General features: G+C 69.2%; 22 protein-coding genes, 2 pseudogenes and 1 riboswitch. Of the genes and pseudogenes, 14 read left to right on the top strand and 10 right to left on the bottom strand.

Features of this window, described 5'->3' with window-relative positions; all coding sequences use genetic code 11:
- The first annotated feature begins 38 nt into the window (after positions 1-38).
- Together ACFVX4_RS06585 and ACFVX4_RS06580 are read left to right on the top strand one after the other, a co-directional pair.
- Complete coding sequence (locus tag ACFVX4_RS06585; protein ID WP_389972557.1) at positions 39-1097, top strand: metallophosphoesterase; 1059 nt, start codon at positions 39-41, stop codon at positions 1095-1097.
- Between the two features lie 182 nt (positions 1098-1279).
- Positions 1280-2101: a hypothetical protein gene (locus tag ACFVX4_RS06580; protein WP_389972555.1), complete on the top strand. Its 822-nt coding sequence runs from the start codon at positions 1280-1282 to the stop codon at positions 2099-2101.
- Positions 2102-2184: 83 nt separating this feature from the next.
- Here the strand turns inward: ACFVX4_RS06580 and thiC are convergent, their stop codons facing one another.
- Positions 2185-3999: a phosphomethylpyrimidine synthase ThiC gene (gene thiC / locus ACFVX4_RS06575; protein ID WP_389972553.1), complete on the bottom strand. Its 1815-nt coding sequence runs from the start codon at positions 3997-3999 to the stop codon at positions 2185-2187.
- Positions 3992-4125: riboswitch (TPP riboswitch) on the bottom strand. It overlaps the preceding gene by 8 nt.
- A gap of 70 nt (positions 4126-4195) precedes the next feature.
- Between thiC and ACFVX4_RS06570 the strand changes: the two genes are divergently transcribed.
- Positions 4196-5518, top strand: coding sequence for a YibE/F family protein (locus ACFVX4_RS06570; protein WP_389972551.1), 1323 nt, complete (start codon positions 4196-4198; stop codon positions 5516-5518).
- 80 nt (positions 5519-5598) lie between these two features.
- On the opposite strand, the gene ACFVX4_RS06565 is transcribed toward ACFVX4_RS06570, so the two are convergent.
- From ACFVX4_RS06565 to ACFVX4_RS06550, 4 genes are all read right to left on the bottom strand, one after another.
- Positions 5599-6036: an SsgA family sporulation/cell division regulator gene (locus ACFVX4_RS06565; RefSeq protein ID WP_072488197.1), complete on the bottom strand. Its 438-nt coding sequence runs from the start codon at positions 6034-6036 to the stop codon at positions 5599-5601.
- A gap of 101 nt (positions 6037-6137) precedes the next feature.
- A complete protein-coding gene (locus tag ACFVX4_RS06560) occupies positions 6138-6908 on the bottom strand; it encodes an IclR family transcriptional regulator (protein WP_389972549.1) in 771 nt (256 codons plus the stop codon).
- Between the two features lie 243 nt (positions 6909-7151).
- Positions 7152-7364: a DUF5326 family protein gene (locus tag ACFVX4_RS06555; RefSeq protein ID WP_389972925.1), complete on the bottom strand. Its 213-nt coding sequence runs from the start codon at positions 7362-7364 to the stop codon at positions 7152-7154.
- A 149-nt stretch (positions 7365-7513) separates the two neighbouring features.
- Positions 7514-7831, bottom strand: a complete 318-nt coding sequence (locus ACFVX4_RS06550) for a cupin domain-containing protein (protein ID WP_072488196.1) — start codon at positions 7829-7831, stop codon at positions 7514-7516.
- A gap of 68 nt (positions 7832-7899) precedes the next feature.
- Between ACFVX4_RS06550 and ACFVX4_RS06545 the strand changes: the two genes are divergently transcribed.
- From ACFVX4_RS06545 to ACFVX4_RS06530, 4 genes are all read left to right on the top strand, one after another.
- Positions 7900-8277 carry a phage holin family protein gene (locus ACFVX4_RS06545; protein WP_266416748.1) on the top strand — a complete coding sequence of 126 codons (378 nt, stop codon included), beginning with the start codon at positions 7900-7902 and terminating at the stop codon, positions 8275-8277.
- A 67-nt stretch (positions 8278-8344) separates the two neighbouring features.
- The gene (locus tag ACFVX4_RS06540; protein ID WP_389972546.1) at positions 8345-9475 is read left to right on the top strand and encodes a cystathionine gamma-lyase; all 1131 of its coding nucleotides are present in this window, start codon (positions 8345-8347) and stop codon (positions 9473-9475) included.
- 189 nt (positions 9476-9664) lie between these two features.
- Positions 9665-10561 carry a LysR family transcriptional regulator gene (locus ACFVX4_RS06535; RefSeq protein WP_389972544.1) on the top strand — a complete coding sequence of 299 codons (897 nt, stop codon included), beginning with the start codon at positions 9665-9667 and terminating at the stop codon, positions 10559-10561.
- A 63-nt stretch (positions 10562-10624) separates the two neighbouring features.
- Positions 10625-11104, top strand: coding sequence for an NUDIX domain-containing protein (locus ACFVX4_RS06530; RefSeq protein WP_385825119.1), 480 nt, complete (start codon positions 10625-10627; stop codon positions 11102-11104).
- Between the two features lie 37 nt (positions 11105-11141).
- On the opposite strand, the gene ACFVX4_RS06525 is transcribed toward ACFVX4_RS06530, so the two are convergent.
- Positions 11142-12323 (bottom strand): globin domain-containing protein, encoded by a 1182-nt coding sequence (locus tag ACFVX4_RS06525; RefSeq protein WP_389972541.1) that lies wholly within the window; start codon positions 12321-12323, stop codon positions 11142-11144.
- Between the two features lie 322 nt (positions 12324-12645).
- Between ACFVX4_RS06525 and ACFVX4_RS06520 the strand changes: the two genes are divergently transcribed.
- Positions 12646-13173, top strand: coding sequence for a DUF2269 domain-containing protein (locus ACFVX4_RS06520; RefSeq protein ID WP_389972539.1), 528 nt, complete (start codon positions 12646-12648; stop codon positions 13171-13173).
- A 5-nt stretch (positions 13174-13178) separates the two neighbouring features.
- A complete protein-coding gene (locus tag ACFVX4_RS06515; RefSeq protein ID WP_389972537.1) occupies positions 13179-14048 on the top strand; it encodes a GNAT family N-acetyltransferase in 870 nt (289 codons plus the stop codon).
- Positions 14049-14118: 70 nt separating this feature from the next.
- Here the strand turns inward: ACFVX4_RS06515 and ACFVX4_RS06510 are convergent, their stop codons facing one another.
- Both ACFVX4_RS06510 and ACFVX4_RS06505 read right to left on the bottom strand, forming a co-directional pair.
- Complete coding sequence (locus ACFVX4_RS06510; protein ID WP_389972535.1) at positions 14119-14547, bottom strand: heme-binding protein; 429 nt, start codon at positions 14545-14547, stop codon at positions 14119-14121.
- A gap of 74 nt (positions 14548-14621) precedes the next feature.
- A complete protein-coding gene (locus tag ACFVX4_RS06505) occupies positions 14622-15833 on the bottom strand; it encodes an MFS transporter (protein WP_389972533.1) in 1212 nt (403 codons plus the stop codon).
- A 141-nt stretch (positions 15834-15974) separates the two neighbouring features.
- Between ACFVX4_RS06505 and ACFVX4_RS06500 the strand changes: the two genes are divergently transcribed.
- The 3 genes and pseudogenes from ACFVX4_RS06500 to ACFVX4_RS06490 form a co-directional block, all read left to right on the top strand.
- Positions 15975-16442 (top strand): MarR family winged helix-turn-helix transcriptional regulator, encoded by a 468-nt coding sequence (locus tag ACFVX4_RS06500; RefSeq protein ID WP_389972531.1) that lies wholly within the window; start codon positions 15975-15977, stop codon positions 16440-16442.
- 79 nt (positions 16443-16521) lie between these two features.
- Positions 16522-16974 carry a GNAT family N-acetyltransferase gene (locus tag ACFVX4_RS06495; RefSeq protein WP_266416773.1) on the top strand — a complete coding sequence of 151 codons (453 nt, stop codon included), beginning with the start codon at positions 16522-16524 and terminating at the stop codon, positions 16972-16974.
- Between the two features lie 140 nt (positions 16975-17114).
- Positions 17115-17285 (top strand): annotated as a pseudogene (locus ACFVX4_RS06490) (winged helix DNA-binding domain-containing protein); the annotation flags it as partial.
- A gap of 39 nt (positions 17286-17324) precedes the next feature.
- On the opposite strand, the gene ACFVX4_RS06485 reads toward ACFVX4_RS06490, so the two are convergent.
- Positions 17325-18707, bottom strand: a complete 1383-nt coding sequence (locus tag ACFVX4_RS06485; protein WP_389972528.1) for a serine hydrolase domain-containing protein — start codon at positions 18705-18707, stop codon at positions 17325-17327.
- A 323-nt stretch (positions 18708-19030) separates the two neighbouring features.
- Positions 19031-19516, bottom strand: a complete 486-nt coding sequence (locus tag ACFVX4_RS06480; protein WP_389972526.1) for a carboxymuconolactone decarboxylase family protein — start codon at positions 19514-19516, stop codon at positions 19031-19033.
- 198 nt (positions 19517-19714) lie between these two features.
- Here ACFVX4_RS06480 and ACFVX4_RS06475 point away from each other — a divergent pair.
- Together ACFVX4_RS06475 and ACFVX4_RS06470 are read left to right on the top strand one after the other, a co-directional pair.
- Positions 19715-20379: pseudogene (locus ACFVX4_RS06475) on the top strand (sigma factor).
- Positions 20380-20629: 250 nt separating this feature from the next.
- Entirely contained in the window at positions 20630-21376 is a 747-nt protein-coding gene (locus ACFVX4_RS06470; RefSeq protein ID WP_389972524.1) for a dienelactone hydrolase family protein, read from the top strand.
- Positions 21377-21431 lie beyond the last annotated feature (55 nt).

Genomic DNA, 21431 nt, shown 5'->3' with positions numbered 1-21431 from the left:
GTCAGGTGTACGGCGGCGCGACGGTGGTGGAGGGGTCGATGACACAGGGGGCCGGTCAGGAACCCGTGGTGCGGACTGCGACGTTGCGCGACTTCCGCGTACCGCCCTATGCCCAGAACCCGGTGCCGCCATCGGCACCGCACCCGGGCAATGCCGTCCCCGGCGGCGAGCCGCCGGAGGGGTACACCCCCACCGCGCGCGATCTTCCCGTGATCAACCGCGGTGACACCCTGCAGGTCGCGGCCGTCCCCGACCCCCGGCCCGTTCCGGACCAGGGCCTCGGGCCGCTGTACGTCGTCGGCGACGTCCACGGCTATCTGGACGAGCTCCACGCCGCCCTCGCCGAACAGGGCCTCATCGACGCCGACGGCAAATGGTCGGCGGGCAATGCCCGGCTCTGGTTCCTCGGCGACTTCACCGACCGGGGCCCCGACGGCATCGGGGTCATCGACCTCGTGATGCGCCTGTCCGCCGAGGCCGCCGCCGCCGGCGGCTACTGCAAGGCCCTGATGGGAAATCACGAACTGCTGCTCCTCGGCGCGAAGCGGTTCAGCGACACCCCGGTCAACTCCGGCGCGGGCACCGCCACTTTCCAGGCGGCCTGGCTGCTCAACGGCGGCCAGAAGAACGACATGGAGCGGCTCCAGGACGTCCACCTCCAGTGGATGTCCCGGCTCGACGCGATCGTCGAGGAGGACGGGCATCTGCTGATGCACTCCGACACGACGGCCTACCTCGAATACGGCACCACCATCGAGGACGTCAACGACACCGTGCACGCCATCCTCACGCGTAACGACGCCGATGAGTGCTGGGACCTCTTCCGGAAGCTCACCAAGCGGTTCGCCTTCCGTGACGAATCGGGTCCGCAGGCGGTCCGGGAGCTGATGTCGGCTTACGGCGGACAGCGCATCGTCCATGGTCACAGCCCCATTCCGTACCTCCTCGGAGAGGTCGGTTCGGAGGACGGCGAGGACGGCTCCGGCCCTGTGGTCGAAGGTCCGCACGTGTACGCGGACGGGCTCGCCATCGCCATGGACGGCGGAGTGACCATGGCCGGAAAGCTACTGGTCGTCCAACTGCCCCTGCATGACTGACGTTCTTCTGGGCAGACGCATCCACGAACCGACCACGCCGACCACTGGGCCTATTTCCGGAAACCCCCTGTCACCCCGTGCCGTGGGCGCTCTACCATCGGCGTATCAGTAGCAGGCTCTCCTCCGTTTCCGCCCAACTGCCCGTTCAGAGCGGGCATTCAGGCCCTACGGAGCATCGGGGGATGCACATGAACAGCGCTCCGCACCTGCTGGCCGAGGACCGCCCCGAGTACGAGCGGATCCTCGACGACGCACTGCGCCATGCCCATGAACGGCCGGATCTGGCCGCGGTCGGCGAGCGGCTCAACGCCGTGCAGCTGCGCACCATGGCGCTGGACGCCACGGAGCTGATCACCTCGACGGCCGCCACCGAGTACAAGCACTATGTGCAGGCCCGCGAGGAACTGCGCGGCCCCGCCGAAGAGGCGGACCAGGACACGGGCCCCGGGTCCGGCACCGCCCGTCCGCATCAGTCGGGCGTCGGCATAGGAGCAGTCGTCACGGTCCTGGCACCCGTGCTCGCCGGAACCGCCGCGTTCATATTCCTGCTGGCGGGCTACCTGCTGAGGCTGCTCGACCCGCCGCCGTCCTTCGCCTCCGCCATGGTCTCCGCGGGCTGGTTCTTCGCGGCGGTCACGGCCGCCGCCATCCTGGTCGCCGCCGCCGGGCTGCTCATCACCGCGCTGCGCAACGGATCGACGTCGCAGCCCGTCGAGGACCCCGAGGACGAATTGCCGGAGGACGTGGCACGGGCCAGAGAGGCGTGGCGCCACGCCCTGCTGGAGCGCGGCATACTGCCGTTCCTGCGGGACGCGCTCGCCGATCCCGAAGCCGCTCCCGCCTCCCGCAGACCGCTCCGTTCGGCGAACCGCATCCCGAAGATCGGCTACAGCAGGCCGGACTTCTCCAGCCCGGACGACGGCCCGGCGGGCCCCCGCCCGACGTTCACCTCACCGGACTTCACCAGCCCCGACTTCGGCGGCCCCGAGCACGAACTGGACTGACCGAGCCCGCATACCGGCCGGACGGCAGGAGCGGTCGCCCCGGAGACAGGAGTCTCCGGGGCGATACCTCGTCCCGGGTACGGTCAGTCCGCGATCGGCAGATAGACCCGGTTGCCGGCCGCCGCGAACTCCTTGGACTTCTCCGCCATGCCCGCCTCGATCTCCGTCTGCGAGCCGCCGTGCTCACGCCGGATGTCCTGGGAGATCTTCATCGAGCAGAACTTCGGACCGCACATCGAGCAGAAGTGCGCCGTCTTCGCCGGCTCGGCGGGCAGTGTCTCGTCGTGGAACTCCCGTGCGGTGTCCGGGTCGAGAGCCAGATTGAACTGGTCCTCCCAGCGGAACTCGAAACGGGCGTCGGAGAGCGCGTCGTCCCAGTCCTGCGCCCCCGGGTGCCCCTTGGCGAGGTCCGCCGCATGCGCCGCGATCTTGTAGGTGATGACGCCGGTCTTCACATCGTCCCGGTTGGGCAGGCCGAGGTGCTCCTTCGGCGTGACGTAGCAGAGCATCGCCGTCCCCCACCACGCGATCATCGCCGCGCCGATGCCCGAGGTGATGTGGTCGTACGCCGGAGCGACATCGGTGGTCAGCGGGCCGAGCGTGTAGAACGGCGCCTCCTCGCAGATCTCCTGCTGAAGGTCGATGTTCTCCTTGATCTTGTGCATCGGGACATGGCCCGGCCCCTCGATCATGGTCTGGACGCCGAACCGCTTGGCGACCGTGTTCAGCTCGCCGAGCGTGCGCAGTTCGGCGAACTGGGCCTCGTCATTGGCGTCGGCGATCGAGCCGGGACGCAGCCCGTCGCCCAGCGAGTACGTCACGTCGTAGGTCGCGAGGATCTCGCAGAGCTCCTCGAAGTGCTCGTACAGGAAGGACTCCTTGTGGTGCGCGAGGCACCACGCCGCCATGATCGAGCCGCCGCGGGAGACGATGCCGGTCTTGCGGCGGGCGGTCAGCGGTACGTACGGCAGGCGCACGCCGGCGTGGACCGTCATGTAGTCGACGCCCTGCTCGGCCTGTTCGATGACGGTGTCCTTGTAGATCTCCCACGTCAGTTCCTCCGCCCGGCCGTCGACCTTTTCGAGGGCCTGGTAGAGCGGAACCGTGCCGATCGGCACGGGGGAATTGCGCAGAACCCACTCACGGGTGGTGTGAATGTTGCGGCCGGTGGACAGATCCATGACGGTGTCGGCGCCCCAGCGCGTCGCCCACGTCATCTTCTCCACCTCCTCCTCGATGGAGGACGTCACCGCGGAGTTGCCGATGTTGGCATTGACCTTCACCAGGAACCGCTTGCCGATGATCATCGGCTCGATCTCGGGGTGGTTGACGTTGGACGGCAGCACGGCCCGGCCGGCCGCGATCTCCTCGCGCACCACCTCGGGCTCGACGCTCTCCCGGATGGCCACGTACTCCATCTCCGGGGTGATCTCGCCCCGGCGGGCGTACGCGAGCTGGGTCACCGGCTGCCTGTCCCGGCTGCGGCGCGGCAGGCGCGGGCGGCCGGGGAAGACCGCGTCGAGGTTGCGCAGTCCTTCCCCGGGCTCTCGGCTTCGCTCGAGCAGGGGAGACCCCATTCGCGGCGAGGTGTGCTTGAGCCCGTCGTCCTCGGGACGGGCGGGGCGGCCCGGATACTCCTCGGTGTCGCCGCGGGCGACGATCCAGCTCTCCCGCAGCGGTGCGAGCCCGCGGCGGACATCGGTCTCGACGGTGGGATCGGTGTACGGCCCCGACGTGTCGTACAGCGTCACGTCCTTGCCGTTGGTGAGGTGCACCTGACGGACCGGCACCCGGAGGTCCGGGCGCGAGCCCTGGACGTACCCCTTGTGCCAGCCGATGGACTTCCCGGCCTCGTCGCTCTGGTTCGAGGCAGGCGTGCGTGCGTCCGCTGTGGTCATGAGACCTACTCCCTACGCCGGCATTACCCGGTAACAGGTTCGGCGGTCGGCGCAGCCTGTCCCGTACGGACGTACGGATATCAGCGCCCTCTCAGCCCGGTGCTCCGAGCTCCCGCGTGTGCAAAGGTCCCTCCACGCTAGCGCCCCGTCCGGCGTAATGAACAGAGGGCCCGTCCCTTCTTGCGATGATCGGCTGGTGACGTCCCTCGATATCGACCACGAACCGCAGGGCCATCAGCACGGCCACTCGCACAGCCACGGCCCTGCCGCGCCCGTCTCCAAACATCTGCGCAAGGTCATCGCGGCCGTACTGATCCCGTTCGCCACCGCCGTCGTCGTCGGCCTGGTGGCGCTCTGGCCGGGTGGTGCGCCGCCGCACGAGCGGACCGGCGTCGGATTCGACCGGCAGACCCAGCAGGGAAAGGTGGTGAATGTCGACATGGTGGACTGCAAGGACGTGAACGTGGTCCAGACACCCGTCGGCGGGGATACCACACCGCCCTCGGGAAGCGGAAAGGGAGTGTGCAAGAAGTCCACGATCGAGGTGACGACCGGTCACGACAAGGGCCGGACCTTCACCGAGGTCGTCCCGCCCGACGCACCGCGTCAGTTGCGCGAGGGTCAGGGCGTGGTCGTGGCGTACGCCCCCGACGCGCCCCATGATCTGCAGTATTCGGTGACGGACGTGAACCGGAAGTTCCCGATGGCCCTGCTGGCCGGGATCTTCGCCCTGGTCGTGGTCGCGGTGGGCCGCATGCGCGGGGTGATGGCGCTGGTCGCGCTCGCCGTGTCCTTCGCCGTGCTGACCCTGTTCATCCTCCCGGCCATTCTCCAGGGCTCGAATCCGCTGCTCGTCGCGGTGGTCGGGGCCAGTGCGATCATGCTGATCGCGCTCTACATGTGTCACGGCCTGACCGCCCGCACCTCGGTCGCGGTGATCGGCACGCTGATCTCGCTGCTGCTGATCGGGCTGCTCGGATCGCTCTTCATCGGCTGGGCGAGCCTGACCGGCAACACCGACGACAACACCGGCCTCATCCACGGCCTGTACCCGCACATCGACATGAGCGGTCTGCTGCTGGCCGGTGTCATCATCGGTTCGCTCGGCGTCCTCGACGATGTGACCGTGACCCAGACATCGGCGGTCTGGGAACTGCACCAGGCGAACCCGACGTTGGGTGTGCGGGGCCTCTACCGGGCAGGCATCAGGATCGGACGCGACCACATCGCCTCGGTCGTCAATACGCTGGTGCTCGCCTACGCGGGCGCCGCACTGCCGTTGCTGCTGCTGTTCTCCATCGCGCAGAGCAGCGTGGGGACGCTGGCCAACAGCGAGCTGGTGGCGGAGGAGATCGTACGAACGCTGGTCGGCTCGATCGGACTGGTCGCCTCGGTGCCGGTGACGACGGTGCTCGCTGCGCTGGTCGTCTCCGCGGACCGCACAGGGCTCGGCGCGGAAGCCGGAGCTTCGGCACCCGTACGGGCCGGGAAAGGCCGTCGTCGTAGGACGAAGCCTTGAACGTCTCCGTCAGGTGAACAATTCACCCATTCGGCAGGTGCCGTGTTCGACCGGCGAACCGGTCGGCGGCGCCGTTCTTGTCAGCCGGCGTTCTGTTCCTCGGCAAGGATCCGGCCCAGGGCGTCCTCCAGGTTGCCCTCGAAGTCACCCAGCGTGCACTCCTGCCCGAGCGGCACAAGCTTGTCCGTCCGGTCGAGAAACGCCACAAGTGGTGCCGTACCGGCCCTGAAGAGGGCCCGGTCCTCGCCGACCTGGAGCCGGATATGTACGTCGGAAAGCCCCTCGGGCTCGGTGGGTCCGATGTGCACATCACCGTCACCACTGGGGCTGTTGAGGCCGTCGAGCAGCAGCTCACGGCCGAATGCCCAGGTGACGGGGGCGTCACCGGGCAGATGGAAGGTCATCCGGATCGCATACGGATCGCAGACCTCGTACCGGAGCTCCACCGGGATCCGGAAAGAGAGCTCCTCGGAAACGAGGAAGCTCATCATGACCTCAGCTTGAACCGACTCGCGCATCGTTCAACCCCGCAGTAGATGAATCTGGCCAGGAATGATCCCCCGTGGCCCTATTGACGCCATCGTGGTGCACGCGATAGCAGATCACAAGGAGTGATTTTTCAGATACTGATAGAGAACACGAACGAACGCAAGAGGTTGGCCACTTCGCCACGTAGTTGTTCGACTGCAGGGAGCAACCGACTTTCCTGCTCCAGGGGTACGGAAATCGCCATCGCGGCGGCGGTGAAACCGGCTGTGATCGGGATGGCCGCGCAGACCGTGCCCAGGGCGTACTCCTGCCGCTCGATGACAGGTTCCATCCGTTTCATCGAGCGCAGTCGTTCCAGGAGCGCCGCACGATCCTTCACCGAGTAACGGGTGAGCGGACGCACAGGGTGACGGTCCAGGTGGTCCTCGCGGGCCTTCTCGTCGAGTTGGCTCAGCAGACACTGGCCGATCGCGTGGGCATGCCCGGTCTCCCGGAAGGACGCCCACTCGTCGACGGCGGGGTTGGCGGGGGTGTCGGCGACCGCGATGAGTTCGATCTCGCCCTCGCGGTAGACGGCGCAGTACACCGGTGCGCCGATGATGTCGCGCCAGCGGCTCAGCGACTCGGCCATTCTGCCGCGGCGACTCTGCAGCGTCCCCTCGCCGACCAGGCGTTCAGCCGCGGTCCCGATGAGGAAAACGCCGTTCTCCCGACGCAGATAGCCCTCATGCGTCAGGGTGCGCAGCAGATGGTAGGCCGTGGGAAGGGGAAGGCCCGCTTCCCTGGCCAATTGCTTCGCGGGCGCCCCGTCACGATGGGCGACCACGGCTTCCAGCAGCCTCAGCGCTCGCTGCACCGAACCGATCAGCGTCGGGGCAGCAGTGCTCGATGCCGTGGTCAACAGTCACCCCCAGGCATGGTGACGGGTGGTCATCCCGCCTGTGGGGGCCGCCCCCACGGGCTGCCGCACGGCTGGGGTCCGGAGACCGAACGCCGTACAAACCACTGGTCAGCGTGGTGACGCACTGTTAATTCCCAGGTGGTGGCAGCGAAATGCCACTGTATCGGCCGGGTCCGCGAGGGGCGTCGTTTCGCCTTCCGCTTAGCTCAGCTGGGCTAACGCCCCGGCCGGTCTCCGATCGTCCTACCAGTCGCCACGAGAAGAGGACGACGACATGAACTTGCGTACGACGAAGACGAGCCCACCGACCAGGATCACGAAGATCAGGACCTTGAAGAGCAGTCCGATCACGAACCCGATCACGCTGGCGATCAGACCGCCGAACACGACGATCGTGATGACCGGCACCGCGATCCACTTCACCCACCAGGGCATCCCAGCGAATATCTCCCGCACGGCCATCGTCGCTACCTCTTCTCCTTGAGTTCCTGCTTCGATGCTAGAGCCGCGGAGGGGGCCGACGGGGGCCGCGCAGCCCTTGAAGTCCCCTGATCGACCCCTGAGGGATCCCTGAGACCGGACCCCCCGCCCTCCGGCGGCTCGGCTCAGCTCTCCGGCGGGGAGAACACCACCATCACTCGCAGGTCCTCGGTGATGTGGTGGAACTTGTGGGCGACACCGGCCGGCACGTACACCACGCTTCCTCTGCCCACCTGCGTGGTTTCCATGCCGACCGTGATCGAGGCGCGGCCGCTGACGACGAGGTAGACCTCGTCCTGGTTGTGCGGCTGCTGCGGGTCAAGTTCACCGGCGTCCAGTGCGTACAGGCCGACGGACATGTTCCGTTCCTTCACGAACTGCAGATACGCGCCGTCGTTGGCGGCCCGTTCCGCCTCCAGCTCGTCCAGTCTGAATGCCTTCATGGCCTGTCCGCCCCTTGCCTCTGCACTGCCGGTGTCCGCCACCGATCACGTCTGCCACGATCAGACACATGAAGAATTTCGTAGTCAAGACGATCGCCAACGCAGGTGCGCTGGCCGTGGCCATCTGGTTGATCCAGGACATCACGCTGACCGGTGGCAGCACCGGGCGCAAGGCGCTCACGCTGGTCGTGGTCGCCTTGCTCTTCGGCCTGGTGAATTTCGTGGTCAAGCCGATCGTGAAGCTGCTGACCCTGCCGCTCTTCATCCTCACGCTCGGGCTGATCACGCTGGTGGTCAACGCGCTCATGCTGCTGCTGACCTCCTGGCTGGCCGGGCTGTTCGACCTGAGCTTCCATGTCGAGGGCTTCTGGACCGCCGTCCTCGGCGGCCTGATCATCTCGATCGTGTCGTGGGCCCTGAACGTGGTCCTGCCCGACGAGGACTGACCCGGCACCTACTGGAACAGTGCGGGCAGGACCGGTGGCACACCGGAGAGAGAAGTGAGGAAGCGGTATGAGCACCATGGGTGACGGAACCCGGGCGGTACGGGCCGGGCTGCCCGAACCGGCGCAGTTCGAGCCCACCCTGCCCGGTCCGGTCTTCGCCGCGCACTTCCACCTCTCCGGTGAACCGACCGGTCCGTACACCTACGGCCGGGACACCAATCCGACCTGGACCCTTCTGGAACGCGCCATCGGCGAACTGGAGGCACCGGGGGAGCCCGTCGAGACCACCGTCTTCGCCTCCGGGATGGCGGCGATCTCGGCCGTGCTGCTGTCCCAGGCACGCACCGGCGACGTGGTCGTGCTGCCCGCCGACGGATATCAGGCGCTGCCGCTGGTGCGTGCGCAGCTGGAGGCGTACGGCGTCGAGGTGCGGACCGCGCCGACCGGTGGCGATGCCCAGCTCGCGGTCCTCGAAGGCGCGAAGCTGCTGTGGATCGAGACCCCGTCCAATCCGGGGCTCGACGTCTGCGACGTACACCGGCTCGTCGAGGCGGCGCACTCGGCCGGCACTCTGGTGGCCGTCGACAACACCCTCGCCACACCGCTCGGCCAGCGCCCGCTGGAGCTGGGGGCCGACTTCTCGGTGGCCAGTGACACCAAGGGCCTGACCGGACACGGGGACATCCTGCTCGGCCATGTGACCTGCCGTGATCCGGAGCTGGCAGCGGGAGTACGGCGCTGGCGCAAGGTGGTCGGCGCCATCCCGGGCCCCATGGAGGCCTGGCTCGCGCACCGGTCGCTGGCCACGCTGGAGCTGCGGATCGACCGGCAGTGCGCCACCGCCCTGACGCTGGCGGAGGCACTCGGCAAGCGGCCGGAGGTGACCGGGCTGCGGTATCCCGGGCTGCCCACCGACCCTTCGTATCCGAAGGCCGTGCGGCAGATGCGGCGCTTCGGCTCCGTGGTGTCGTTCGTCCTGCCCGACCGCGAACGGGCCGAGCGCTTCCTGACCGAGCTGCGGCTGGTCGACGACGCGACGAGCTTCGGTGGTGTGCGCTCCACCGCCGAGCGCCGGGCGCGCTGGGGCGGTGACGCCGTACCCGAGGGCTTCATCCGCCTCTCGGTCGGCGCGGAGAGCCCGGCGGACCTGGTGGCGGATGTGGAACGGGCGCTGGATGCGGCGCTGGGCGAGCACTGAACGACCCGGGTACGGGCGGTCCGAGCCTCCCCCCTCGTGGCTCGGACCGCCCCGGCTCCTCCTGCGAAGAACCGCCTGAACCAGGCTAGTTGACTCTCCGTCAGTGTCCAATCACGGTAGCGACAGCGACCTATCGACATATTTATAGTTGTACAGGTCCGAAGCGTCGCGAGGGTGGGAGGACAGGACATGGACCTGGCCCTGCTGCGCACGTTCGTCACGGTGCACCGGGCCGGCTCCTTCACCCGGGCCGCTGCCCTGCTCGGCCTCTCCCAGCCCGCGGTCACCTCGCAGATCCGGACCCTGGAGCGGCAACTGGGCCGCCCCCTCTTCCTGCGCAGGGCCCGCGGCGTGACCCCGACGACCATCGGCGACGAACTCGCGCACCGGGCGGCGCCGCATCTGGACGCGCTGATCGAGATCACCGAGACGGAGCTCGACGAGGAGTCGGGCGTACGGACCCTGCATCTGGCCGGACCTCCCGAGTTCACCTCGATGCGCGCCCTGCCCGCGCTCACCCCGCACGTCGGCCAGGGCCTGGCTCTGCGCAGTTCGTTCTTCACCGGCGCCGAGGAGACGCTGGAGGGGCTGGCCGCCGGACACCATGATCTGGCCATCGCGACGACCCGCCCGCGCGGTGGGCTGCTCACCGCGACTCCGCTCTGCGACGAGGAACACGTCCTGGTCGCCGCGCCGCGCTGGGCCGGGCGCCTCGGGCCCGGGACTCTGCGGCACAAGGGGCCCGTGGTGCTGGACCAGCTGCCAATCGTGGAAGTCCACGAGAGCCTGCCGCTCGTCTCCCGCTACTGGGCCGCCGTCTTCGAGAGCCGGCCCGCCGTCGCGGGGACCGTCATCGTGCCGGACCTCCGGGCGGTCCTGGAGTGCACCGCGGCGGGCGCCGGGCTCGCCGTGCTGCCGCGCTATCTGTGCGAGAGGGCACTGGAGCGGGGCGAGGTCGTGGCCCTCCTGGACCCTCCCGTGCCTCCCCTGCGCACATACTTCCTGACCGTGCGGACCGGCACGCTCGCGCTGCCCCACATCGCGCGGGCGCACGCGTGGCTGCTGCGCGCCGCCGTCGACTGGTGAGCGCAGGACGGCCCGGCACCGGTCCGGTGTTTCAGAACCGGTCCCGCGGGCCACGCTCTTGCCATGACCGAACGTCCTGTGGTCAAGCGCACCGCACGCGCCATCCTGCTCGACGGCAACGACCTGATCCTCATCAAGCGCACCAAGCCCGGGGTGGATCCCTACTGGCTCACGCCCGGTGGCGGGGTCGAGCCCGAGGACGCGACCGTGGTCGACGCCCTGCACCGCGAGGTGGACGAGGAGCTCGGCGCCAAGATCACCGATGTGGTCCCCTGCTTCGTCGACACCGTGGAGCACATCGAGGGCGGCGGGGTGAAGGGCGTGAAGGTCCAGCACTTCTTCGTCTGCCGGCTGGACTCGATGGACCCGTCCCGGCGGCACGGCCCCGAGATCGACGATCCCTGCGGGGAGTACGACATCGTGCGGGTGCCGTTCAGCCGGATGGGGATCGCCGCCGTCCACCTCGTGCCGCTGTCGCTGCGGCACTACCTGGACGGCAACATCGAGGGCGTACGCGCGATGCACGCGCCCGACCTGGGCTGAACGGCCGCTGCTCCGGGGCCGATGACAGCCGCCGCGGTCAGGCGGGGCCGGTCGCGGCCAGGTCCTCCACGAAGTCGTGCCGGATGCGCTCGGTCGGCATGCCGCTGCCTCTGAGCACGTCCACGCCACTGCGGATCATGCCGGGCGGGCCCGAGAGATAGGCGTCGTACTCGTGCCACGGGCCGCACTCCCGCACCGCCTCGGGCAGCAGTCCCCTCATCAGGCCCCCTCCCGTTCGCGGTCCGGTGGAGACCACCGGCCGCACCGCGAGCCAGGGATAGGTGCTCTGGAGCCGCATCATCGTGTCGATGTCGTACAGGTCGTGATCGCTGCGTGCCCCGTAGAAGACCTCCACGGGGCGCCGGTCACCATGCTCCGCAACATCCTCGACGAGCGCCTTGATGGGTGCGATGCCCGTGCCTCCGCCCAGGCAGAGCAGACCGTTGTGGGTGGAGTGGTCGACCGTCATCGATCCCGTGGGCGGGCCGAGGCGCAGGATGTCGCCGGGCCGGGCCCGGTGCACCAGTGCGTTGGAGACCCAGCCGGCCGGGACCGCCTTGATGTGGAAGGTGAGCAGACCATCGGGGCGGGGTGCCGAGGCGAAGGAATAGTGCCGCCAGTTCCGGGGCCACCACGGGGTCTCCACGGCCGTGTACTGGCCTGCGAGGAAGGGGTAGGCCTGGTCGGGGCGGAGCGTGAGCACCGCTATGTCACGGGTCCTGAGGTCGTGGGACACCACTTCCGCGTGCCACCAGGCAGGGGCCTGCTGCTCGTCCTCGGCGGCGGCGTCGATCATGATCTGCGATATCGCGGTGTAGGCGCGCACCCATGCCGCTTCGGTCTCCCCGTCCCAAGTGGTGGTCGCGTAGCGGCTCAGGGCGCCCATGAGCGCCTCCCCCACTGCGGGATAGTGCATGGGCAACGTGCCGTACTTGCGGTGCCCCCGGCCCAGTTCGCCGAGGTACTCGGCCAGTGCACGCGGATCGTCCAGCCGGTCGGCCGCGGTGAGGATCGCGCGGAGGAGACGGTCGCGCTGGACGTCCATCGCGACCGGGAACAGGTCACGCAACTCCGGGTGCCGCACGAAGAGCAGCGCGTAGAAGTACGAGGTCGTCTGATCCGCGACGGGCGAGATCTCGGTCAGGGTGCGATGGATCAGGGCCGCGTCGGGAGATCTATCCGTTCCGTCTTCGGTCCACCCGGTGGCCGGAGCATCCATACTGTGCCTCGCCTCGTACGTCTCGTGATCGCCTTACGCACCAGCGCGGCCCGCAGCCCCCTGCCCGCGGACGCACTCGGGTCCTGCTGACGATCGCCGGTCGGCCACTGCCCACGGTCCCTCGGCCCAGGATGCCTTGCGACGGACACGGGCGGGCCGTGACGCCATGACAGCCACCCATGAACGCATCCGTACCCGACGAGGCGGCAACTCACCGCCGGAGACGGCAGCAGAGGAGTGCGTGCTGTACGCCGAGGCTAGTACGCGCGATTACTCCCGCGGTCAGACGCCCGATCGCTCCGCTCCCGGCACCGTGTTTCACGTGAAACCACTCAAACGCTCCGCCCGCCGCAGCCTCCTGGTGGCGCACGTCGCGGTATCCGTGGGCTGGCTGGGACTGACCGTCGGACTGCTGGCCCTCGGAATCACGGCCTTCTCCACCGCGGACCCCGCCACCGCACAGGCCGCCACCCGCGCCATGAAGATCTTCGGGGACTGGCTGGTCGTACCGGTCGCCCTGTTCTCGCTGTTCAGCGGTCTCGTCCTGGCACTCGGCACGCCATGGGGGCTGGCCAGGCACCGGTGGGTCTGGACGAAGTTCTGGCTCACCCTGATCACCGTGGCACTGTCCGTCTTCTCCCTGCGGCCCGGCATCGACGAGGCCGCGGCACGTGGCGCCGTCGATATCGACCTGGTGGTCGCTCCGTCAGTGGCAACGGTGACGTACCTCTTCATCACCGCGATATCGGTACTGAAACCCTGGGGGCCCACCCGGCGCGGCCGCCGGCTGCGCCGCTCGGCCGGAGCCGGTAAAGGAGTGGACGAGCGAACACCTCGTCGGACAGCCTGACCTCCATGCCCAGCTCACTGCCCCGTCCGATCGCCGAACTGCCTGTCCGGCGCCTCACCCCGGGTGACCTGGTCGCCTGCGCCGATCTCTGCGAAGACCGTGGCTGGCCACGCGATGAGCACAGGTGGGGCCTGCTTCTCGCCGCCGGAACCGGCTACGGCGTGGACGACCCCGGGGGCAAGGGGCTGATGGCCAGTTGCGTAGTGACCTCCTACGGCCCACGGCTGGCCGCCATAGGCATGCTGCTCGTCGCGGAGCGATACGCGCGGCAGGGCATCGCGCGGCGTCTGATGAACCATGTGATCGCCGAGTCCGGAGGCACACCGCTCAGCCTCTACGCGACAGCCGCGGGACAACCGCTCTACGAGCAGATCGGCTTCTCGGTCGTGGGCCGCTCCCAGCGGGTCACCGGCTCCTTCCGGCCGGCCGGCGACAGGTCCTCCGCCGTGACCGTCCGCCCGGCCACGGCGGAGGACCTGCGCGCCATGGTCCGGCTGGACTCGGACGTCTTCGGTACCGACCGGACCCATGTCCTCGCCCGGCTGCCCGCGTACGCCGACCACATCCGGGTCGCACAGGACGAGGGACATCTCATCGGTTACGCAGCGGCGTGGCCGAGCGAACGGACACATGTGGTCGGTCCGCTGATCGCGCGCGACACCGCCACGGCTCAGGCGCTCGTCGCCTCTCTCGCGGAGGCGACGGATCTGCCCCTGCGCGTGGACGTCGACGCGCGCCATACCGAACTGCTCGACTGGTTCGAGGAGTGCGGTCTGCGGCCCGGCTCCTCGACCACGGTGATGACACTCGGTGCCTCGGACCTGCCGGGCGACTGGACCCGTCGCTACGCCCCACTGACCGTGGCGACGGGCTGACCGCCGGCACCCGCGCGGCCGGATGCCGTCATCGGCGGCCATGGGCCCGGCAAGTGCGTCAGGCGATGCGTCAGGCGAGATCCCTCACGGCGGCCGTCGCGAAGCCGTGGTCCTGGTCGGGAGCACCTCCGCCGACGCCGATGGCACCGATGAGCCGGCCGCTGCGGTGCACCGGAACGCCGCCGGCGATGAAGAGCAGCGGCCGGTCGAGGGCGGTGGGCAATGTATGGAAGGGCCCGCCGGGCTGGACCGCGTCGACGAGGTCGGCCGTGGGGGCGTTGAGCTGGAGGGCCGTGTACGCCTTGCGGGTGCTGGTCTCGCCGGCAATGAGGACGGCCCGGTCGTCGCGCCGGAAGGCCAGCAGGTGGCCACCCGCGTCGAGGACGGTGACGGCGACCGCGACGCCGGCGGCCTCGGCGGCGGTCCGGGCCGCGTCGATCAGTGCTTCGGCGTCCGGGGTCGTCAGCGGGGCGACGGCGACGGTGGTGGTGGTGCTCATGGGGTGACTCCTTGGTGCGAGGTGGTGCGAAATGATGCGGCGCGGTGTGGCGCCGTGCTCTGCGGTAGGGGACATCAGCTCCGGGACGCGGGGGCCAGGGCCGGCTCAGGGCTGTGCCGGGCGACCAGTCGGCTGGGCATGACCGTGCGGCGTTCCAGCACACCGGAGACGACCGCGAGGGCCAGGGCGGAGGCTGCCAGAGCTGCGCCGACCCAGTTGGGAGCGGTGTAGCCGAGGCCTGCCGAGATGGCGAGGCCACCGAGCCACGCCGAGAGCGCGTTGCCGAGGTTGAAGGCACCGATGTTGGCCGCGGAGGCGAGGGTCGGAGCATCGGCCGCCTGGTCGAGCACCCGCTTCTGCAGCGGCGGTACGGTCGCGAAGCCCAGGCCGCCGATCAGCACGATGGTGACGGCCGAGGCGATCTTGTTGTGAGCGGTCAGGGTGAACAGGGCGAGCACCACGGAGAGCGCGCCCAGCGACACGTACAGCAGGGGCATCAGACGGCGGTCGGCGAACTTGCCGCCGATCAGATTGCCGCCCACCATGCCCAGTCCGAGCAGGACCAGCAGCCAGGTGACGGACGACGTGGAGTATCCGGCGATCTCGGTCATCATCGGGGTGATGTAGGTGATCGCGGCGAAGACCCCGCCGAAGCCCAGCACGGTCATCGCCATGGCGAGCAGGACCTGCACATTGCGGAACGCGGCCAGTTCGTCGCGGAGCCGTACGCCCTCGTTCCGCGGCTGTTCGGGGACGAGCCCGGCGACGCCGAGAAGACCGATGACGCCGATCGCGGCGACGGCGAAGAACGTGGTCCGCCAGCCGACACTCTGCCCGATGTAGGTGCCCAGCGGTACACCGACGACATTGGCCACGGTGAGGCCGGTGAACATCATGGCGATCGCGCCGGCCTTCTTCCGGGGAGCGACCAGGTCGGCCGCGACGACCGTTCCGATGCCGAAGAAGGCGCCGTGGGCGAGTGAGGCGATCACCCGGCCGACGACCATCACACCGAAGACCGGGGCGACCGCGGAGACGACGTTGCCCACCACGAACAGCCCCATGAGCAGCATCAGCATGCGTTTGCGGGTGACCCGGGTGCCGAGGGCAGTCATCACCGGGGCACCGAGGACGACGCCGAGGGCGTATCCCGTGACGAGGAATCCCGCGGTCGGGATCGAGACCTGGAAGTCCGCAGCAACCTCGGGGAGCAACCCCATGATCACGAACTCGGTGGTCCCGATACCGAAAGCCCCGATGGCGAGGGCTAGGAGCGCGAGCGGCATGGGTTTCACCTTCCCTGAAGATTGCGTCTGCGCCTTACGAGCGTCCACAATAATTGCAGACGCCGATTAATTGCAAGCGCGGGCTATTGCGGCAGTCGCCTATCCTGGTGGCAAGCGGCTCCGACGCGGAGGAGAGACCCCATGACAGCGACAGACCCCGCACTGACCGCCCTCTCCCAGGGCTGGTGCGCTCTCTCCTTGCTCCACGGAAAGATCGAGGCCCGTATCGAGCGGGCGCTGCAGTCCGGGCACGGGCTCAGCGTGCGGGAGTTCTCCCTGCTCGGCGTCCTGAGCAGGCAGCACAACGGCCCCGGTGGGCATCTCCAGATGAAGCAGGTCGCGGACGCCGTCGTACTCAGCCAGAGCGCCACCACCCGCCTGGTTACCCGCCTGGAGGACCGCGGACTGCTGACGCGGTATCTCTGCGACACCGATCGCCGCGGCATCTACACCGATGTCACCGAGGCCGGCCTCGCTCTGCTCGCCGAGGCCCGGCCGACCAATGACAGCGCGCTGCGTGCCGCGTTGGACGAAGCCGCGAAGAGCCCCGAACTGGCTCCGCTGGTCAGGGCGGTCGAGGACCTGAAGGCCCCCGTGCAGATCGCGTGAGTCACCACGTGGTGGCGAGGGCCCCACGAGGCCCGACGAAATCCCGCGCCACCCGAATGATCTGCGTACCCTGCCGATCATGAGCGATCTCGAAATACGTCCGGCCGCCCTCGACGACATCCCCGCGATCGTGGCCATGCTCGCCGACGATCCGCTGGGTGCACAGCGTGAGTCGCCGGATGACCTCACCCCGTACCACGCCGCGTTCCGGCGGCTGGTGGACGATCCGAACCAGCATCTGGTTGTCGCGGTGCGCGAGGGCCGCGTCGTCGGAACCCTTCAGCTGACCGTGATTCCCGGGCTTTCCCGGCGCGGCTCGACCCGCTCGGTCATCGAGGGCGTACGCATCCACGCCGACGAGCGCGGCAGCGGCCTCGGCACCCTGCTGATCGAGTGGGCCGTGGACGAATCCCGGCGCCAGGACTGCCAGTTGGTCCAGCTGACGTCCGATGCGACCCGGACCGATGCCCATCGCTTCTACGAGCGGCTCGGATTCACCGCCAGCCATGTGGGCTTCAAGCTCGCGCTCTGACCCCCGTCCGGAATCCGGGAGGTCGTCCGGGCACCGTGTCAGTGGCGGACAGCGCAGGAGCGGGCTCGGTCGGCGCCACCTCCCGGCCCCGTCCGTACGAGCCGCGTCCCCGGTGCCCGTGGCCGACGCGGTCGTCGTGCGGCTGGGCCCAGCGAGCCGATGGTGAGCCGGCACGGCGGCTGCTGTCCGACGTCGGCCGGGATGCCTCCGCCGCGATCGAAACGGCAGCATCCCGGCTTTCGCGATGGGCGGGGCAGGCACGGGTCACGCCACGCTTCCGCACCCCGCCGGAAAGGGAGTTGGCGTCCTGAACCGGCCCGCCCCCTCCCGTTTCACGTGAAACGTGATGCTCAGGCCCCCAGGCCCCGCCATCCGCCCTCGTCCACACCACCGGGAACGGCCGCTGCCGGGTCGTACGGCTCCCGAGTGAAGACGAACGAACCCAGATCGAGATGGTTCACGCTGCCGTCGCTGTTCCGGACCACACGCAGCGTCTCCCCCGCGTAGTAGCCGTCAAGGCCGATCCAGGTGCCATCGGACTGTGCGGTGAACCGGGCACCGCGGCCGGCGCCCTGCAGGGGCCCGAGCTCCAGCCCACCGTCCGGGACCATCCGCAGGACGTTCGAGCGCGTGCCCCAGTACCAGGGGCCGGTCAGCGCGAGAAGCTCGGCATCCACCTCCGGCAGCGGGCGCCAGGGCTCCGGAATGCGGGGCTCGGCCTCGGCCACGATGTCCACGAGGTCGGCGGCAACACCACCGATCATCGGTCCCGACGTCGCGTTGGTGAGCGCGACAGCCACCACGTCGTCCTCGATGCTGATCCACAGGGCGGCCAGGAAGCCGGGCAGCGAGCCCGTATGTCCGAAGAGCGTGCGGCTGCCGCTGCGCACCACCTGAAGGCCCAGACCGTAATTGGACTGCCAGTCGCCGGACTCGGTCGGCGCGGACGGCTCACGCATCTGCTCCACGGAGGCGGCACAGAGCACCCGGTCGTCCCCCTCGGCCAGGAGGGTCGCGAAGCGCAGGAGGTCATCGGTGGTGGACCAGAGCTGACCGGCCGGAGCCATCAGCCCGAGATCCTCGGCCGGTTCAGGCAGCATGACATCGGCCCAGGGATGCACGGCCCAGCCGCCTGCGTGCGGCGGCTGCGGGTGGGGGCCGGTGCGGTGCATGCCGAGCGGTTCCAGGATCTCGCGTCGCAGCACCTCCGCCCAGCTCGCCCCGCGCACCTGCTCGACCAACGCGCCCAGCAGCGTGTAGCCGGGGTTCGAGTAGTGGTGATGGTGCCCCGGACGGTGCATCCGCGTCTGCTCGCCGAGTACGTCGGCCAACTCGGGCCGCAGCGTGCCCGGGGTCCGCTCCCACCAGGGTCCGGGTGACTCGGCACCAAGTCCCGCACTGTGTCCCAGCAGTTGGTGGATCGTCACGCCACCGACGCCGGTGCCGGGCAGATGCTTCTCCAGCGGATCGTCCAAGTCCAGAAGGCCCTCGTCACGCAGGCGCAGGACCAGCACCGCGGTGAAGGTCTTGGTGAGGGAGCCGATCCTGAACTGTGTGTCCGCGTCCGGGGCATGCCCGTCCACGCAACTGCGGGAGCCGTTCCAGACGGTCTGCCCCTGCCTCTGTACCGCGGCGACGAGCGAGGGCGCCCGGCCCTCCGACTGCGCGGTGGCGATACGGTGCAGCAGAGCACGCTGCGTCCCGGGGAGCAACTGTTCGGGTGAGAAGGTCATGCTCAAACAACTACCCGCAGAACGAGGCGGTGGCGAGTCCATTTCACCGCACCCGGACCGTGCCCGGCGATGGCGGAGCGCATCCCGTCGGCGAGCCCGCGTGCGCCCACTCGCCCATCGCGCTGTACCGGCCGTGGGCTGAACGGGATCGAGGAAACGTGTCATGGTCATCGACTCTCCTGCGTCAACTGCACTTGAGGTCAAGTGCACGGGCTCGAACACGAGTCGTCGCAGGGGATCGACGCCGGCGGGGTGAGGTGGCCCTGCCGCTGGGCCGGCCCGGATCGAGTGGTCGAGGGCCGGCCCGACGGCATCGATGGTGATCAGCCGGCGATGGTGGCGAGATCTCCGGGCTCGTAGGCGCCGCCCTGGTTGTTGAGGATCACGCCGAGCCGGTTGGTCGCGTTGATCACGGCGATCAGGGAGACCAGCGCGATGGCCTGGTCGTCGTCGTAGTGCTTGCGGACCTGGGCCCAGGTCTCGTCGGCGACGCCCTCGTAGCTGTCGATGATGCGGGTGCCCTCCTCGGTGAGGGCCAGCGCGGCGCGCTCGGCCTCGGTGAACACGGTGGAGTGACGCCAGGTGGCGACCAGGTTCAGCCGGGCCGCGGTCTCGCCGGCGGCTGCGGCGTCCTTGCCGTGGATGTCGACGCAGAAGCCGCAGCCGTTGATCTGGCTGGCGCGCAGCTGCACCAGCTCCTGGGTGGGCTCGGGCAGCGGCGACTCGCGAATCACCTCGCTGACGGCGAAGATCCGCTTGCCGATCTTGGCGCCGGTCTCGTTCGCGAACAGGTTCATACGGGGTTCCATCACAACGTCCTCGCTCGTGGAAGCGTGTACCGCGCGGATCGACCGCGCAGCGTCCAGATGCCCATGAGTCGCCGGCCGCCCCGGCCCTGTGACAGCACGACGGTGTGACGAAGGCCACCGGCACCTGTGTCACAGGAGAGCGAGGAGCGGCGACTTGTGCGTGACACGGAGAAGAGACGCAACAGGCGGGAGCCGACGATGGACGAGCGCACCGAGCCAGCGACCGCCGTGACCGGGCACAGCCCTCGCGCCGGAGGTACGGACTCCGCCACCGAGGCGTTCGTCGCCCATCGCAACCTGCTGTTCACCGTTGCCTACGAGATGCTCGGCTCCGCCGCCGACGCCGAGGACGTCCTTCAGGAGACCTGGCTGCGCTGGGCGGACATCGACCACGACACGGTTCGGGACCCGCGTGCCTTCCTGGTCCGCATCACCACGCGCCAGGCGTTGACCCGGCTGCGCATGCTGCGTCGGCGCAAGGAGTCCTACATCGGCCCCCGGCCCAGACGCGCAGTGCGCTCGCGGCTTTCCAACAGGCGGTCGAAACGGGCGACCTGCAGCGACTGCTCGACATGATCGCCCCGGACGTCGTGCTGCTGACCGACGGCGGCGGAGTCGTACAGGCCGCACTGGAGCCTCTCGTGGGTGCCGGAACGGTGGCCGACGTGCTGAGCAGGCTCACCTCCGCAAGCTTGCAGTCGGCCCAGGTCAACGGCTACCCGGCCTTGATCCTGCGTACGGGCGGCGCGATCGACGCCGTCCTGGCGGTACGCCTCGAAGGTGGCCTCATCACCGGGCTCTACGCCGTCCGCAACCCCGAGAAGCTGTCACGCATCGACCGGGAGACCGCAGTGGGCCGCTGAGCCGGGAACGTCCGGTGAGCCGTTGTCCGGAAAGGTGGATGCGCTGGACAGCAAGTCCTGTCACCGCCGCACAAGCCCGAGGTGCCGTCTCAGGGACGTGTCATTTCCTCTACCTGCGACCGGCACGGCCGCCTCGGGCGGAGTGGCTGTGGTCGGACAGGACTCCCTCGATGGCGGCCCGCACCCACGCTGTTCTGCCGACGGTGAAGACCGGCCCGACCGGGCTCGACAATCACTACAGTCCAGCCTCATGACGACGGTCACCACGCGCACAGTCGAATACCCCGCCGACGGCCTGACGATGATCGGGCACCTCGCGCTCCCCACCGGTGTCGACCGCCGGCCCGCAGTCCTGATCGGGCCCGAGGGGCCGGGCCTGAACGACTTCCAGCGCCGCCGGGCCGACGCCCTCGCCGAACTGGGGTACGTGGCGCTGGCCTTCGACATCAACGGCGGGCGCTGGTTCACCGACCCACAGGAGATGCTGGCGCGCGCGACCCCCCTGCTCGCCGATCCCGACCGGATGCGGGGCATCGGCCATGCAGCACTCGATGTGCTGCGTGCCGAACCGCGGACCGACCCCGACCGGATCGCCGCCATCGGCTACGGCACCGGGGGCGCGATCGTGCTGGAACTCGGGCGCGACGGCGTCGACCTGCGGGCGATCGGGACGGTCAACGCACTGACCACGGGCCGACCGGGCGAGGCGGCACGCATCCGTTGCCCCGTGTGGGCCGGGGTCGGATCGGAGGACCCGATCATGCCCGCTGAGCAACGGGATGCCTTCGCCGCCGAGATGCAGGCCGCGGGCGTCGACTGGCGCCTCGTGGTCTACGGCGGAGCCCTGCACGCCTTCCACCACCCGCCGGTCGACCAGACCGTGCTCCCCGGCGTCGGCTACCACCCGCAGCACGCGCAGCGAGCCTGGCGCGATGTCCTCGACCTGCTCGCCGAGTGCCTGCCCGCAACCTGCCGGTCTCAGGATCGTGTCCTATAGGGCCTCACCTGGACATCGCGTGTGAGATCAGGACACGAAATCTGAGCCCCTGCAA

This window comes from Streptomyces sp. NPDC058240 (assembly GCF_042882135.1).
Lineage (GTDB): Bacteria > Actinomycetota > Actinomycetes > Streptomycetales > Streptomycetaceae > Streptomyces.
Note: the sequence above shows the minus strand (reverse complement) of the source record. Positions and strands in the feature narration are given on the sequence as shown.

What these genes read in the sequence shown, in the direction of transcription:
- ACFVX4_RS06545 (WP_266416748.1), top strand. Translation starts at nt 7,900, where the DNA reads ATGAAGAATTTCGTAGTCAAGACGATCGCCAACGCAGGTGCGCTGGCC.
- ACFVX4_RS06550 (WP_072488196.1), bottom strand. Translation starts at nt 7,831, where the DNA reads ATGAAGGCATTCAGACTGGACGAGCTGGAGGCGGAACGGGCCGCCAAC.
- ACFVX4_RS06485 (WP_389972528.1), bottom strand. Translation starts at nt 18,707, where the DNA reads ATGACCTTCTCACCCGAACAGTTGCTCCCCGGGACGCAGCGTGCTCTG.
- ACFVX4_RS06495 (WP_266416773.1), top strand. Translation starts at nt 16,522, where the DNA reads ATGAGCGATCTCGAAATACGTCCGGCCGCCCTCGACGACATCCCCGCG.
- ACFVX4_RS06585 (WP_389972557.1), top strand. Translation starts at nt 39, where the DNA reads ATGACACAGGGGGCCGGTCAGGAACCCGTGGTGCGGACTGCGACGTTG.
- ACFVX4_RS06580 (WP_389972555.1), top strand. Translation starts at nt 1,280, where the DNA reads ATGCACATGAACAGCGCTCCGCACCTGCTGGCCGAGGACCGCCCCGAG.
- ACFVX4_RS06500 (WP_389972531.1), top strand. Translation starts at nt 15,975, where the DNA reads ATGACAGCGACAGACCCCGCACTGACCGCCCTCTCCCAGGGCTGGTGC.
- ACFVX4_RS06525 (WP_389972541.1), bottom strand. Translation starts at nt 12,323, where the DNA reads ATGGATGCTCCGGCCACCGGGTGGACCGAAGACGGAACGGATAGATCT.
- ACFVX4_RS06565 (WP_072488197.1), bottom strand. Translation starts at nt 6,036, where the DNA reads ATGCGCGAGTCGGTTCAAGCTGAGGTCATGATGAGCTTCCTCGTTTCC.
- ACFVX4_RS06530 (WP_385825119.1), top strand. Translation starts at nt 10,625, where the DNA reads ATGACCGAACGTCCTGTGGTCAAGCGCACCGCACGCGCCATCCTGCTC.
- thiC (WP_389972553.1), bottom strand. Translation starts at nt 3,999, where the DNA reads ATGACCACAGCGGACGCACGCACGCCTGCCTCGAACCAGAGCGACGAG.
- ACFVX4_RS06480 (WP_389972526.1), bottom strand. Translation starts at nt 19,516, where the DNA reads ATGGAACCCCGTATGAACCTGTTCGCGAACGAGACCGGCGCCAAGATC.
- ACFVX4_RS06510 (WP_389972535.1), bottom strand. Translation starts at nt 14,547, where the DNA reads ATGAGCACCACCACCACCGTCGCCGTCGCCCCGCTGACGACCCCGGAC.
- ACFVX4_RS06535 (WP_389972544.1), top strand. Translation starts at nt 9,665, where the DNA reads ATGGACCTGGCCCTGCTGCGCACGTTCGTCACGGTGCACCGGGCCGGC.
- ACFVX4_RS06540 (WP_389972546.1), top strand. Translation starts at nt 8,345, where the DNA reads ATGAGCACCATGGGTGACGGAACCCGGGCGGTACGGGCCGGGCTGCCC.
- ACFVX4_RS06505 (WP_389972533.1), bottom strand. Translation starts at nt 15,833, where the DNA reads ATGCCGCTCGCGCTCCTAGCCCTCGCCATCGGGGCTTTCGGTATCGGG.
- ACFVX4_RS06515 (WP_389972537.1), top strand. Translation starts at nt 13,179, where the DNA reads ATGCCCAGCTCACTGCCCCGTCCGATCGCCGAACTGCCTGTCCGGCGC.
- ACFVX4_RS06470 (WP_389972524.1), top strand. Translation starts at nt 20,630, where the DNA reads ATGACGACGGTCACCACGCGCACAGTCGAATACCCCGCCGACGGCCTG.